Raw genomic sequence first — 12,619 nt, 5'->3', positions numbered from 1 at the left:
GCTCGCTGCAGCTTCCTCCTGTCGTGTGCTGTCAGCCCCAGCTCGGCTGGGCTTCTTGCCGGTCGCATGCCCCAGAAATTGGGCATGCGACCCGAATTTGTCTCGGAACTTCTGGCGGCCTACTTAGGCGGACATCAGTACGTCCAGGGGAAGCGCTTGAAGTCGCGCTTGCGCTTCTGAACAAAGGCGTCGCGGCCTTCCTGCGCCTCTTCCGTGCCGTAGCCCAGACGCGTGGCCTCGCCCGCGAAGAGCTGCTGGCCCACGAGCCCGTCATCCGGAAGGTTGAAGGCGTACTTCAGCATCTTGATGGCCGTGGGGCTCTTGGTGTTGATCTCCGCCGCCCATTCCAGCGCCACCGTCTCCAGGTCCTTGTGCGGCACGGCCTTGTTGATGGCGTTCATCTGGAACGCCTCGTCCGCCGTGTAGGCCTGGCCCAGGAAGAAGATTTCGCGCGCCCGCTTCTGCCCCACCTGCCGCGCCAGCAGCGCGCTGCCGTAGCCCGCGTCGTAGCTGGCCACGTCCGCGTCCGTCTGCTTGAACATCCCGTGTTCCTTGCTGGCGATGGTCAGGTCGCAGACGACGTGCAGGCTGTGCCCGCCACCCGCCGTCCAGCCCGGCACCACCGCCATCACCACCTTCGGCAGGAAGCGGATCTGCCGCTGGACCTCCAGGATGTGCAGCCGCCCCAGGCGCGCCGGGTCCGCCGCGTCCTCGCCGGGCTCGTACTTGTAGCCGTCCTTGCCGCGGATGCGCTGGTCGCCACCGGAGCAGAACGCCCACCCGCCGTCCTTCGGCGAGGGCCCGTTGCCCGTGAGCAGCACCACGCCCACGTCCGTCATGAAGCGCGTGGCCTCCAGCGCGCGGGCCAGCTCGTCCACCGTCTTCGGACGGAACGCGTTGCGCACCTCCGGCCGGTTGAACGCGATGCGCACCGTGCCCTGGTCCACCGCGCGGTGGAACGTGATGTCCTTGAACTTGTGGCCTTCCACCGGCTGCCAGCGGGACGCGTCAAAGAGGTCCGAGACCATGCGCTGTCTTGCTCCGAAAATGGGGAGAGTGAACGGCCCGGAACCCTAGCGGTTTCCGCTCGGGGACGCCCGCGCTACCGTGCGCGCCATGCCCACGAGCCTGCTCGTCGTCCATGTCCACGTGCACGTGCTGCCCCAGCACGTCGACGCCTTCCTCCAGGCCACCCTCGCCAACGCCCGCGAGAGCGTGAAGGAGCCCGGCATCGCCCGCTTCGACGTCTGCCAGGACAACGAAGACCCCACCCGCTTCGTCCTCGTGGAGGCCTACCGCACGCCGGACGCCCCCGCCGCGCACAAGGAGACCGCCCACTACCTCACGTGGCGTGACACCGTCACCCCGATGATGGCCGAGCCCCGCGTTCCCCGCCGCTACACCAACCGCTTCCCCGACGACGCGGCCTGGTGACATGTCCACCGCCCCCTTCGAGTTCGCCACCGCCACCCGCGTCCTCTTCGGCCCGGGCCGCGTCCAGGAAGTCCCCGACCTCGTGCGAGGCCTCGGCGGCCGGAAGGTCCTGCTCGTCACCGGCACCCACCCCGCGCGCGCCGAGCCCGTCCGCGCGGGGCTCGAACGGCTGGGCATCCCTTGCGCCTCCTTCCGCGTCCCGGGAGAGCCCACCGTCGACCTCGCGCGCGAAGGCACCGCCGCCGCCGTGGACGCGGGCTGTGACGCCGTGGTCGCCATCGGTGGAGGCAGCGCGCTCGATGGGGGCAAGGCCATCGCCGCGCTCGCCGCCAACGGGGGCGACCCGCTGGACTACCTGGAGGTCATCGGAAAGGGACAGGCCCTGACGAAGCCGTCGCTGCCGTTCGTCGCGGTGCCCACCACGGCGGGCACCGGCTCCGAGGTGACGCGCAACGCGGTGCTGGGCTCCAGGGAGGCCGGCGTGAAGGCCAGCCTGCGCAGCCCGATGATGCTCCCGCGCGTCGCGCTGGTGGACCCGGACCTGCTGGAGCATGCGCCCGCGGAGGTGCTCGCGGCGGGCGGGCTGGACGCGCTGTCGCAGCTCATCGAACCGTTCCTGTCCATCCGCGCCCAGCCGCTCACGGACGCGCTCGCGCGTGAAGGCATGCAGCGCTCGGCGCGCTCCCTGCGCAAGGCCGTGCTGCATGGCCCGGGGCCCACGGAGCGCGAGGACCTGGCCCTGGCCAGCCTCTTTGGCGGACTGTGCCTCGCCAACTCAGGGCTGGGCGCGGTGCATGGCTTCGCGGCGCCGCTGGGCGGGATGCTCGGCGCGGCCCATGGCGCGCTGTGCGCGGCGCTCCTGGGCGCCACGCTGGAGGTGAACCTGGAGGCGCTGCGCTCGCGCGCTCCGGACCACCCTGCCCTGCCCCGCTTCCGTGAGGTGGCGGTGCTGCTCACCGGCCAGTCCAACGCCCGCGCCGAGGACGGCATCGCCTGGGTGAAGGACCTGGTGGACTCCGTGCGCATCCGGGGCCTGCGCGACATGGGCCTCACCGACGCGGCCGTGCCCGGGCTCGTCGTCAAGGCCCGCGCCGCCAGCAGCATGAAGGGCAATCCGCTGCCGCTCACCGATGCGGAGTTGACGACGCTCGTCGAACGGTCGATGTGAGGACCCACCCATGAAACCCGCCGCCCTCGTCCCCGTGGTGCTCGAACGCCTGCGCGAGAAGTATCCCGACGCGAAGTACGAGCTGAACTGGAACACGCCCTTCCAACTGCTGGTGGCCACCATCCTCGCCGCGCAGTGCACCGACGAACGCGTCAACCGCGTCACCGCCGAGCTGTGGAAGAAGTACGACGGCCCCCAGGCGCTCGCGGACGCGGACACCGCGGAGCTGGAGGAGGACCTCAAGCCCACCGGCTTCTTCAAGCAGAAGACCAAGACGGTGCAGGCCGTGAGCCGCGCGCTGCTGGATGCGCACCAGGGCGAGGTGCCCGACCGCATGGAGGACCTGGTGGAGCTGCCCGGCGTGGCGCGCAAGACGGCCAACGTCGTGCTCAACACCGCCTTCAACCAGGCCTCCGGCGTCATCGTGGACACGCACGTGGCCCGCGTCAGCCAGCGCATGGGCCTGACGAAGCAGGAGAAGGCGGAGGCCATCGAGACGGACCTGATGAAGCTGGTGCCCAAGGACGACTGGACCTTCTTCGGTCCCGCCGTGGTGCTGCACGGCCGCTACACCTGCGTGGCGAAGAAGCCCAAGTGCGCGGAGTGCCTGTTCAACGACGTGTGCCCCAAGCTGGGCGTGGCCTGAGCCGTCACAGGTGCGCGAGCACCGCCAGCGTCAGCACCCAGTCCAGCCCGGCTTCGAGGAAGTAGTACGTGGAGCCGTCCAGCGAAGTGCCAAACCCGGTGCCGAGGTGGCCCAGGGGCCCGGCGAAGAACTTCATGCCCAGCTCCGCCCCCAGGTTGATGGGGGCGCGCCGCGAGGGCGAGTTGTCCAGGTACGGACCCACCAGCGCCCGGCCATAAGGCGCGAACCAGTTCGTCACGAAATGCTGGTAGCCCACGGTGGCGTTCAGCGACACCCGCTTCGCGTCCAGGCCCACGTTGGCGCCCAGCGTCAGCCGCCGGGCCTTGAGCCCCATGGGCTGCACGTTCACGTCCAGCGCCAGGCCCACGCCGCCGTCGAACGGGACACGCCAGCCCAGCGCGAACTCCGTCGTCGACTTGTCGATGGCCAGCGCCTCGTAGCGGAAGTGCGCCGCGCCCACCGCGTCTCCGCGCGCGTCGTGGAGGTCCGCGAGCGCCAGCGTGGCCTCCTCCGAATCCTCCTCGTACGACTTGCGCAGCGGCGCCTCCGCGCCCTCCAGGTCACCCCGCGCCAGCCGGTCCTTGCCCTGCGTCAGACACGCGGACGTGGAGCCCATGGCGCACGCGAGCCCGAAGGCCCGGTCCGCCTCCTCCGTGCGGTGGTCCACCTGGAGCTGCTGTCCCCAGGTCTCACAGGCCCAGGCGCTGCCGCCCTCGCACTTCTCCTCCAGCGTGGGAGCGCGCGTCGCCACCTCGCGCGTCGTGACGCACGCCACTGTCAGCAGGCATGGCAACAGGCACAGCCACCGGACGGAGGACGCGAATGGACCACGGAGGGCTGGGGCCGCAACCATGGTCCACATTCAAACACACCGCACGGGAGAGCGGCGTGCCGGTGCGTGTTTCAGCGTTCGTCGACGGGCCTGTTCTCGCGGTGCTCGCCGGCCTCGCGCTCCTCCGAGGCCGTGGTCCCGGAGCCGCCCACCCCCTCCCGGAAGCCCTGGGCGGCCTCGCGGCTGGACTCGCGGAGGCTGTCCGCGGCCCGGCTCGCGCCGTGCTGGACATCCTTGGCGGCCTCGCCAACCTCCTGGCCGACCTGCCGGGCGTTCTCGTTGACGGACTGCTGCTGACGCTCATTGCAGCCGGCCGTGAAGCTCACGGTCCCAATCACACCCAGTACGACGAGCCCATTGAAGTGGCGTGTCCACATGGTTGTCTCTCCCGAGGGTCCCGGCCCTCTGGGGTGAAACGTAGGCACGCCTGCTCTCCGACAAAGTCCTGGTTTCCTTCCCGGAAGGCCCCGGAGCGCTGCTTGCCTGTCAGCCCCCTGCCGCCCGGGCCTTGCGGAAGGCTTCCGGGGACGTGCCCCACCAGCGTTTGAAGGCGCGGTGGAAGGCGGCCGGATCCGCGTACCCCAGCAGGAAGGACACCTCCGCGATGGACATGCGCCGCTGGAGGTAGCCCTGGGACAGCTCGCGGCGCAGCGCCTCCACGAGGCCCGCGTAGGTGTGGCCCTCCGCCGCCAGCTGGCGCTGCAACGTGCGGGACGGGACGCGCAGGGCCCTGGCCACCGAGGCGAAGGAGAAGTCGCCTCCCGCCAGCGTCCGCCGCACCTGGTCGCGTACGCGATCCGCCAGGGTGTCCGCGACGGGGAGCCGCTCCAGCGCGCGGCGCGCCTGGTGTTCGAACACGGCGTTGAGCAGCGCGTCCGCGTGGACGAAGGGCCGGTCCGCGTCCCCGGCGGAGAACTCCAGGTCGTTCGCCGGAGCGTTGAACTCCAGCGGGCAGCCGAAGAGGGCCTCGTGTTCGCGCAGGTCCGCGGGCGCCGGGTAGACGAAGCGCGCGCGGAGGGGTCGCACGTCCGCGCCGGTGAAGACGCGGATGCCCGTGGCCAGCTGCACCAGCGCCAGCTCCGACAGGTGCCGGTGCGCGGGCCGCCATCCAGGGCCCATGGGCGTGAAGCGCATGCGCACGCCGCGCGGCGTGTCCTCCACCGCGAAGCGCTCGCCGTCGCCCCAGACGCGCTGGTAGCGACAGCCTCGCACCATGGCCTCGCGGAGGTTGGCGCTGGTGAGGATGACGAGCGACGCGGGGTCGTCCGCGTCCATCACGTCCAGCTCCGCCATGTGCAGTCCCAGGTTGTCATCGCCGGTGAGCAGCACGGCGCGCTCCAGGATGTCGTCCAGCAAGGCGTAGGGGATGCGAGCTTCCGGGTCGTCCAGCTCGGACCACCGCAGCCCCACCTCCGCGCAGAGCCGTTCCGCGGGCACGCCGCGCTTCGCCGCCGCGAGCAGCCCCTGCCGGGCCAGGCGGGCGGAGAGCGAAGGCGGAGCGGAGGGAGGCACGGACAGGGACGCTAGCGACCGCCTGGCGCGAGCGGCAAGCCGTTCTGGCGCCAGCGGGCAGTGCATCCCGCGCACGCGGGCGGCACCTTGTCCCGCATGGACTTCACCGCCACGCTGCTGCCCCGCCTGCACCTCTTCGAGTTGATTGATCAGCCCTGGTATCCGCGCGCGGCGCGCAACCTGTCCACGGACTACCTGCACACGGTGTCCACCCGGATGGGGCTGTTCGACGCGGCCGCGGACGTGCTCGCGAGGGGGCTCCAGGCGGCTGGCACGGACACGCTGGTGGACCTGGGCTCCGGAGGCAGGGGGCCCGTGCCCCGCATGCAGCGGCTGCTGGAAGCGCGGCACGGTTTGAAGACACAGGCCGTGCTCACGGACCTCTACCCCAACGCGGAGGCTGCCGAGCGGGCGCGTTCAGAAGGCGCGACGTACCTCTCCCGGCCCGTGGATGCGCGGCAGGTGCCAGCCGACCTGCGCGGCATGCGCACGCTCTTCAATGCCCTGCACCACTTCAAGCCGGAGGAGGTCCGCGAGGTGCTGGAGGACGCGCAGCGGCGGGGCGAAGCCTTCGCGGCCTTCGAGGTCGTGCACCGCACACCGGGCGGGGTGCTGGGCACGCTGTTCGTGCCCCTGCTGGTGCTGCTCTTCACGCCGTTCATCCGGCCCCTGACACCGCTACGCCTGCTGCTCACCTACGCGCTGCCCGTGGCGCCACTGGCGCTCACGTGGGACGGGCTGGTGTCCACGCTGCGGGCCCACCGGCCAGAGGAGCTGAAGGCCCTGACCCAGAGCCTCCAGCGTCCCGGCTACACCTGGGAGGTGGGGGAGGTGCGCGAGAAGGGCAAGGGCTCCGTCACGTACGTGCTCGGGATGCCGGTGCGCTAGACGGGGATGTCCTCCCACGACTTCGTGGGGTTCCGGGCGCGGAAGGTCTCGATGCGCGCGCCGACCTCCCAGCTCGTGTGCGTGTCTCGCAGCTGTTCCAGGTAGAGGCAGCGCCTGGCGACCGCGTCCAGGTCGAAGGCCCAGTACATGCTCATCAGCGGGTTGATCCACAGCTTGCTGCCTTGCGTCCGCGACGTGCGGTGCTTGTCGCCGTAGTCGCCGTCGATGGCGCCCACCACGGACAGCGAGACGATGCTCGGGCGCCGGGCCATCTCTTCGGACGAGTACAGGACCGCCTCGCGGTAGCGGTCCACCTCCGGCATCCCCGGCAGCAGCGCGGTGACGCCCAGGTACGCCCCGCGGCGGCTCAGGTCCGCCACGGCCTCGAGGAAGTGCGCGTGACAGATGCCGTGGAACGCATCCACGCCGAAGCCCAGACAGACGATGAGCTTGTCCCGCAGCGACAGTGAATCCACTGCCGCGAGACTCGAGATGTCCTCCTCCGGTGTGCCCAGCCCGGCCTCGTCGCCGCGCATGAGGATGTCCGTGCCGCCGTCCACCAGCACCACCGTGTCGAAGCCCAGTTCCTTCTGGAGCGACGCCCAAGCCGCGCTCAGCGGCGCGACCCCGACCTTGTCGAAGCAGTAGATGGAGACGGACTCGCCTCGCGCCTGGAACCACCGCGCGAGCACGCCCTCCGGGAAGTAGTGCTCGGGCCCCTGCGTCTCCGCGCGGACCTCCATCAGCCCCGGGGCCACGACGCGCCCGTCCACGCGGTCCAGGACCGTGAAGCTCAGGTTCGCCAGCGACACGCGCTTGCCCATCGCGCGCAGCCGGAAATACAGCGGCAGGCCGCAGTAGATGTCGAAGCCGCCTCCCGCTCCCGCGAGGAGCACGTGGTCCGCGCGCTGGAGCCGTTCGAACAGCGGGGACGTGGACAGATCCATGGCTCAGTCCACCGTCTCTTCGTCCGAGGACGGCTTCTGGGGGAACTCTTCGTCAGGGTCGTAGGCGTCGCTCGAATCCATCCCCGTTTCGTCCTCGGCGGGGTCGGTGGCGTCGCCCTCGTTCACCTCCGCCGTTTCGTCGTCGGAGTCGTATGCCTCGTCCGTCGCGTCGGCGTCATGGAGGTTCGCGGGTCTGTCGAACCGCAGCCGGACCGGCGCCGACTCCGGCTTCGACTCACACCCACGCGCATCGAGGAACAGGTCCAGCGAGACGATTTCGTCCCAGCGCTCGCGGTCGAAGATGTCGACGAGGTCGGTGACAGTCACCGTCGCCCCCGCCGCGATGCTGAAGGCGTCCAGGTCGTCCGACAACAGGGCCGCCTTCTCCTCGCTCGGGTGCGCGTCCTCACCATACCCCTGGAGGCAGGCCTGACCATTGATGCGCCGGGCGCTCACGTTCTTCACCGTGTACTGGAGGCGGTACAGCCCGAGCGTGCTGTCGTGCGACAGCGTGACGCCGGACAGCTCCATCTCCCCCGGCGCAGGCTTCCGCGGCCTCTGGGGTGGCGGCACGTCCGCGGGAGCAGGGCTTCCCGTGCGAAGCAGGCGCAGGGGCTCGCTGGATTCCTGGAAGCGGTCCTTGTCACATTGATAGTCCCGCGCCGTGTACAGCAGCACCGTCCGGGTCTGCTCCCAGTCCGGTTCGCGCACGTACACGCGATCCTTGAAGACGTCTTCCGTGCCGCCCTTCACGGTGATGCTTCCCATCTGGGCCTCGTGGACGGTGAAGCCCTTTTCATCGAGCAGTGCCAGGCACGCATCCCCACGCGCCTGCGCTGTCCCCGGGTTGGTGAGCGTGTACGTCACCTCGACATGGCTCCCGTTCTCCTTGACGAGACGCACGGTGGAGAACTTCAGCGGCTTCGCCACCTTCGCGACAGGCGCCGCGTCCACGGCCACCACGCCCGCGTCAGGCGGGACGCTTGCCTGGGGCTGTTCCCGCTTGCATCCCGGCCCCCACGCCGCCGCGCTCCCCACGAGGAGCAGGCCCAGGGTCCGCCTCCGCCAGTCATTCCGCGTCATGCTGAGCCTCTTCACCGCCAGCCGCGTTCTCCGCATCCACGGGCTTGTGGATCAGGACGCCCGGGTTCTCCGGCCCTGCCACCTCCGCGCAACCATAGGTGTGCGTGAAGAGGCGCAGCACCGTCACCTCGTCCCAGTGACTGGCGTCGCCGAAGGTGCCGGTGCCCGTCACGGTCGCCGAAGCCCCCGGAGCCAGGTCGAACTCGCCCACATCGTTCTCCTCCAGGGCGAACAGCCCCTCCCGCACATAGGCCCGCAGACACGCCGACCCCGAGGCCCGGTGGTCGCTCACGTTCTTCACCGTGAAGGTGACGGAGGCGCCCGCCGGCGTCTTGGACCGGCGCACCCGGACGTCGGACACCACGAGGTCCGCCGCCGTCGCCTCCTCCGCCGGAACCGGCATCGGCAGGCCCGCGGGCGCGGGCGCTCCCGTCGGCAGCAGCCGGAGGGTTTCACTGGTCGGCTGGAGCTGGGTGTCGGAACAGTATTTGTCGTAAGCCACCGTGAAGAGCAGCACGGCTCGGGCCTGTTTCCACTGCAGGTCGGCCACGGTCAGCTGGTCCTCGAACGTGTCCTCCGACCCGCCCTTCACGGTGATGCCTCCCATCCTCAGGACGTCGATGGCGCGGTTTCCCTCGTCGATCAACATCAGGCACGCCGGCCCTCGCGCCTGCGCCGTGCCCGGGTTGGTCAGCGTGTACTTCACGGCCAGGCGGTCTTCCTGGCGCTGGAGGGACACGTCCGATAAGCGCAGCGGCTTCACGACCTTCGCCACCGGTCCCGCGTCCACCACGGCGACGGCCACCGCGCCCGCGTCCACAGGCATGCTCGCCTGGGGCTGCTCCTTCTTGCACCCGGCGCCCCACAGCGCCGCGAGGCTCAACAGCACCCCCAGCCTGCGCCGCTGATCACTCCGCATTCGGGGCCTGCTTCTCGCTCTTGAACTCCTCTTCCGGGTCGTAGGCGTCGCTCGAGTCCATCCCCGTTTCGTCATCGGAGTCCCCGGCGGGCTCGGCCTCCACCCCTTCCTCCGGCGCGTGAATGGACTCAGGCTTCATGAACTTGAAGCCCGTGTTGTCCGTGTCCGCGCCATCCGCGCAGCCATAGGGGCTGGTGAAGAGGCGCAGCACCGTCACCCGGTCCCAGTTCCGGTCATTGTCGAAGATGACGGAGTCCTTGATGGTCTCCGAAGCCCCCGGGGCCAGGCTGAAGTCTCCCTCCGGCGACTCCTCCAGGTGGGGCGCGCCCTCCTGCACGTAGGCCCGCAGACACCCCGAGCCCGACGCCCGGTGGTCGCTCACGTTCTTCACCGTGTACCTGAGGGTGTAGTCGTCGGACTGGCCGGCCTGGGTCAGCTCGACGCCGGACACCTCGAAGTCGGTCGCCTGCGACGACTGGAGTTCCTGGGGCGCGGGTGCGTCCGCCGGAGCAGGCTGGCCCGTGGGCAGCAGGCGCAGGAGCTCACTGGTCGCCGAGGACACTCCGCTCGAGCAGCGGTACTCGCCCGCAGTGTAGAGCATCACGGTCCGGGTCTGCTTCCAGGACGTCCCGCCCAGGGACACCTTGTCCTCGAACGTGTCCGTCGTCCCGCCCTTCACGGTGATGCCACCCATCCGCTTCACTTCGATGACCCGGCCCTGGTCGTCGTGCAGGGACAGGCACGCATCCCCGCGCCCCTGCGCCGTCCCCGGATTGGTCAGCGTGTACATCACCAGCACGCTGGTGCCCTGGGGCGTCAGCGTCACGTCCGAGAACTTCAACGGCTTCGCCACCTTCGCGACCGTCCCCGCATCCGGGACGCCCGCGTCCACGGCGGCCACGGCCACCACGCCCGCGTCCACCGGCGTGCTCGCCTGCGCCGGTTCCTTCTTGCAGCCCGTCCCCCACACCGCCGCGCACGACAGCAGGAGCACGGCGCACGCGTGCCCTCGCCACTGATCGCCCCAACGCATGATCAAGCCCCTCTAGGATGTCCTGGCTGGCGGTTTCATATGGGACACCGCCACGGCGCGGCAAGGCGGCCCCACGTCACGCGTGCTTGACGCGGCAGGTCCGGAGCGCTCGGATGCGCGCCACCTATGCCCACTCCCAAGCTGCTCACCCGCGCGGAAGCCACCGACTATCAGGAAACGTCCCGCAGCGCCGACGTGGTCGCCTTCGTCGACGCCCTGTGTGCCCAGACGAAGCTCGCGAAGCGCGTGGACTTCGGCCAGAGCGGTGAAGGTCAGCCGCTCATGTCGCTCATCCTCAGCGACCGCAACTGCTTCACGCCGGAGCTGGCGAAGAAGCAGAAGAAGCTCATCGTGATGGTGGAGGCCAACATCCACGCCGGTGAGGTGGAGGGCAAGGAGACGCTCCAGGCCCTCGCGCGCGACCTCACCCTCACGTCCATGGGCAAGAAGCTGCTGGACCGGCTGGTCCTCGTCTTCGTCCCCAACTTCAACCCGGACGGCAATGATCGCATCAGCAAGGGCAACCGCGCGCTGGACCTGAAGAACCTGGAGGGCCAGGTCAACCCGCCCGGTGGCGTGGGCATGCGCTACACGGGCGAGGGCTGGAACCTCAACCGCGACAACATGAAGCAGGAGGCGCCGGAGACGCGCGCCCTGGCGAAGCTGTACCAGGCGTGGTGGCCGCACCTCTTCGTGGACTGCCACACCACCGACGGCAGCATCCACGGCTTCGATCTCACCTTCGACATCCCGCACGGCAACGCGGACCTGCTGCACACCTCGCGCGACTACAACCGCGAGCTGGCCGAGCGCGTGTCCGCCGCGGTGAAGACGAAGCACGGCTTCGACAGCTTCTGGTACGGCAACTTCCGCAAGGAGGGCGACCCGCGCTCCGGCTGGCACACCTACCCCGCCCTGCCCCGCTTCGGCAGCCACTACCGCGGCCTGCTGGGCCGGCTGGACGTGCTCCTGGAGACGTACAGCTACATCGACTTCCCGCGCCGCTGCGCCGTCATCCGCGCGTGGGTGCTGGAGCTCATCCGCGACGCGGCCCGCTACGCGAAGGAGTACCGCCGCGTCACCGAGTTCGAGGAGGCGGCCATCATCGCGCGCGGCCAGAACCCCGACGTGCGCCAGTGGGTGGGTATCAACTACGGCGTCGCGCAGCGCGCGTCGGACGGCGCGCTGGTGTTCGACTACCCGGCCTACGTGAAGGACGGTGACACCGCCGTCATCAACTCCTTCGACGAGGCGAGCATCGAAGCCCGTCGCTACCCGGGCAAGCGCAAGAAGGTCTACAAGACGCCGCACCACCGCACCTTCGTGCCCACGCAGGCCGTGAGCACGCCGGCCGGCTACCTGGTGCCCGCGTCGCTCGCCGCGCGCCTGGACGGCCACGGCATCCGCTACGAGAAGCTGGCCAAGGCGCAGCGCTTCCAGGTGGACAGCTACCGCATCGCGCGCAAGGAGGAGACCTTCAGCCCGGACGTGGCCGCCAACGTGCCGCCCCCGGGCCAGGACGAGGTGCCGCTCAGCCAGAAGCCCAAGCCGGTGCGCTTCGAGACCATCCTCACCGTGGCTCCCGAGCGCTCCGAGAAGGAGTTCCCCGCCGGCACCCTCCTGGTGGGCACCGGCCAGCGCACGGGCACGCTCATCACCTACCTGCTGGAGCCGCACTCGGACGACGGCTTCTGCCGCTGGCAGTACCTGGATGACAGCCTGAAGGTGGGCGAGCTGTACCCCATCCACCGGGTGGTGGAGTCCACGCGCGCCCCCCAGAAGGTGGAGTAGGCGTCACACCTCCGGACACCTCTTCGCCCCCGGGTCTGTCACACCCGGGGGCATTGGCCCTAGACTGTCTCCCGCAGGACCCGCGGAGACGTGTGCGGGGGCACGCGGGAGGCCCCGGATGGCTGGCAAGAGGCAGACGCCCGGAGGCATGCGCCTTCCGGGGCGCACAGGTGTGACGCGCGTCTGGGGACTGGTGGCCCTGGCGCTCTGCATGGCCGTGGGCTTTTTCGCCGTGCGCGCCTGGCGCCAGCGAGCCCCCGGGCCGGAGACACCGGCGCTGTGGCTGTCGGACGCGCCCCACCGTCCCCTGGAGGTGCGGCTGAGCGTCCCCGCCGCGGACGTGTACCGCCCCCACGCCCCCTCCCG

General features: G+C 70.2%; 14 protein-coding genes. 6 read left to right on the top strand and 8 right to left on the bottom strand.

What is annotated here, in order from left to right; translation table 11 throughout:
• Window positions 1–134: 134 nt before the first annotated feature.
• Window positions 135–1,028 (bottom strand): 1,4-dihydroxy-2-naphthoyl-CoA synthase, encoded by an 894-nt coding sequence (locus D7X96_RS36930; RefSeq protein ID WP_121771844.1) that lies wholly within the window; start codon window positions 1,026–1,028, stop codon window positions 135–137.
• 88 nt (window positions 1,029–1,116) lie between these two features.
• Between D7X96_RS36930 and D7X96_RS36925 the strand changes: the two genes are divergently transcribed.
• Genes D7X96_RS36925 through nth form a run of 3 tightly spaced genes read left to right on the top strand, consistent with a single transcriptional unit; the run spans window position 1,117 to window position 3,248 of the window.
• On the top strand, window positions 1,117–1,434 hold the full coding sequence (locus tag D7X96_RS36925) for a putative quinol monooxygenase (protein WP_120548364.1): 318 nt from the start codon (window positions 1,117–1,119) through the stop codon (window positions 1,432–1,434).
• Between the two features lies 1 nt (window position 1,435).
• Complete coding sequence (locus tag D7X96_RS36920) at window positions 1,436–2,602, top strand: iron-containing alcohol dehydrogenase (protein WP_121771843.1); 1,167 nt, start codon at window positions 1,436–1,438, stop codon at window positions 2,600–2,602.
• A 10-nt stretch (window positions 2,603–2,612) separates the two neighbouring features.
• Entirely contained in the window at window positions 2,613–3,248 is a 636-nt protein-coding gene (gene nth / locus D7X96_RS36915; RefSeq protein ID WP_121724530.1) for an endonuclease III, read from the top strand.
• A 4-nt stretch (window positions 3,249–3,252) separates the two neighbouring features.
• Here the strand turns inward: nth and D7X96_RS36910 are convergent, their stop codons facing one another.
• The 3 genes from D7X96_RS36910 to D7X96_RS36900 all read right to left on the bottom strand — a co-directional run bounded on the left by D7X96_RS36910 (window position 3,253) and on the right by D7X96_RS36900 (window position 5,592).
• On the bottom strand, window positions 3,253–3,999 hold the full coding sequence (locus tag D7X96_RS36910) for a hypothetical protein (RefSeq protein WP_147468497.1): 747 nt from the start codon (window positions 3,997–3,999) through the stop codon (window positions 3,253–3,255).
• A gap of 152 nt (window positions 4,000–4,151) precedes the next feature.
• Entirely contained in the window at window positions 4,152–4,406 is a 255-nt protein-coding gene (locus D7X96_RS36905) for a hypothetical protein (RefSeq protein ID WP_244219852.1), read from the bottom strand.
• 160 nt (window positions 4,407–4,566) lie between these two features.
• The gene (locus D7X96_RS36900) at window positions 4,567–5,592 is read right to left on the bottom strand and encodes an AraC family transcriptional regulator (RefSeq protein WP_167510921.1); all 1,026 of its coding nucleotides are present in this window, start codon (window positions 5,590–5,592) and stop codon (window positions 4,567–4,569) included.
• A 60-nt stretch (window positions 5,593–5,652) separates the two neighbouring features.
• On the opposite strand from D7X96_RS36900, the gene D7X96_RS36895 reads away from it, so the two are divergent.
• Window positions 5,653–6,480, top strand: coding sequence for a class I SAM-dependent methyltransferase (locus D7X96_RS36895; RefSeq protein WP_244219851.1), 828 nt, complete (start codon window positions 5,653–5,655; stop codon window positions 6,478–6,480).
• On the opposite strand, the gene D7X96_RS36890 is transcribed toward D7X96_RS36895, so the two are convergent.
• The 4 genes from D7X96_RS36890 to D7X96_RS36875 are packed head-to-tail and all read right to left on the bottom strand — an operon-like array spanning window position 6,477 to window position 10,462.
• Complete coding sequence (locus D7X96_RS36890; protein WP_121771840.1) at window positions 6,477–7,427, bottom strand: DUF1152 domain-containing protein; 951 nt, start codon at window positions 7,425–7,427, stop codon at window positions 6,477–6,479. The two genes, D7X96_RS36895 and D7X96_RS36890, sit on opposite strands and share 4 nt — an antisense overlap.
• A gap of 3 nt (window positions 7,428–7,430) precedes the next feature.
• Window positions 7,431–8,510 (bottom strand): hypothetical protein, encoded by a 1,080-nt coding sequence (locus tag D7X96_RS36885; RefSeq protein ID WP_121771839.1) that lies wholly within the window; start codon window positions 8,508–8,510, stop codon window positions 7,431–7,433.
• On the bottom strand, window positions 8,497–9,429 hold the full coding sequence (locus D7X96_RS36880; RefSeq protein ID WP_121771838.1) for a hypothetical protein: 933 nt from the start codon (window positions 9,427–9,429) through the stop codon (window positions 8,497–8,499). The genes D7X96_RS36885 and D7X96_RS36880 overlap by 14 nt, the downstream gene beginning before the upstream one ends.
• Complete coding sequence (locus D7X96_RS36875; RefSeq protein WP_147468496.1) at window positions 9,419–10,462, bottom strand: hypothetical protein; 1,044 nt, start codon at window positions 10,460–10,462, stop codon at window positions 9,419–9,421. The genes D7X96_RS36880 and D7X96_RS36875 overlap by 11 nt, the downstream gene beginning before the upstream one ends.
• A 126-nt stretch (window positions 10,463–10,588) precedes the next feature.
• Here D7X96_RS36875 and D7X96_RS36870 point away from each other — a divergent pair, with 126 nt between their 5' ends.
• On the top strand, window positions 10,589–12,253 hold the full coding sequence (locus D7X96_RS36870; protein ID WP_121724537.1) for a M14 family metallopeptidase: 1,665 nt from the start codon (window positions 10,589–10,591) through the stop codon (window positions 12,251–12,253).
• Window positions 12,254–12,371: 118 nt separating this feature from the next.
• On the top strand, window positions 12,372–12,619 hold a 248-nt coding region (locus D7X96_RS36865; protein WP_147468495.1), incomplete at its 3' end, for a hypothetical protein.

It is taken from the genome of Corallococcus interemptor (assembly GCF_003668875.1).
Classification (GTDB): Bacteria; Myxococcota; Myxococcia; order Myxococcales; family Myxococcaceae; genus Corallococcus; species Corallococcus interemptor.
The sequence above is the reverse complement of the archived record's forward strand: the minus strand, read 5'-3'. Positions and strand labels throughout refer to the sequence as shown.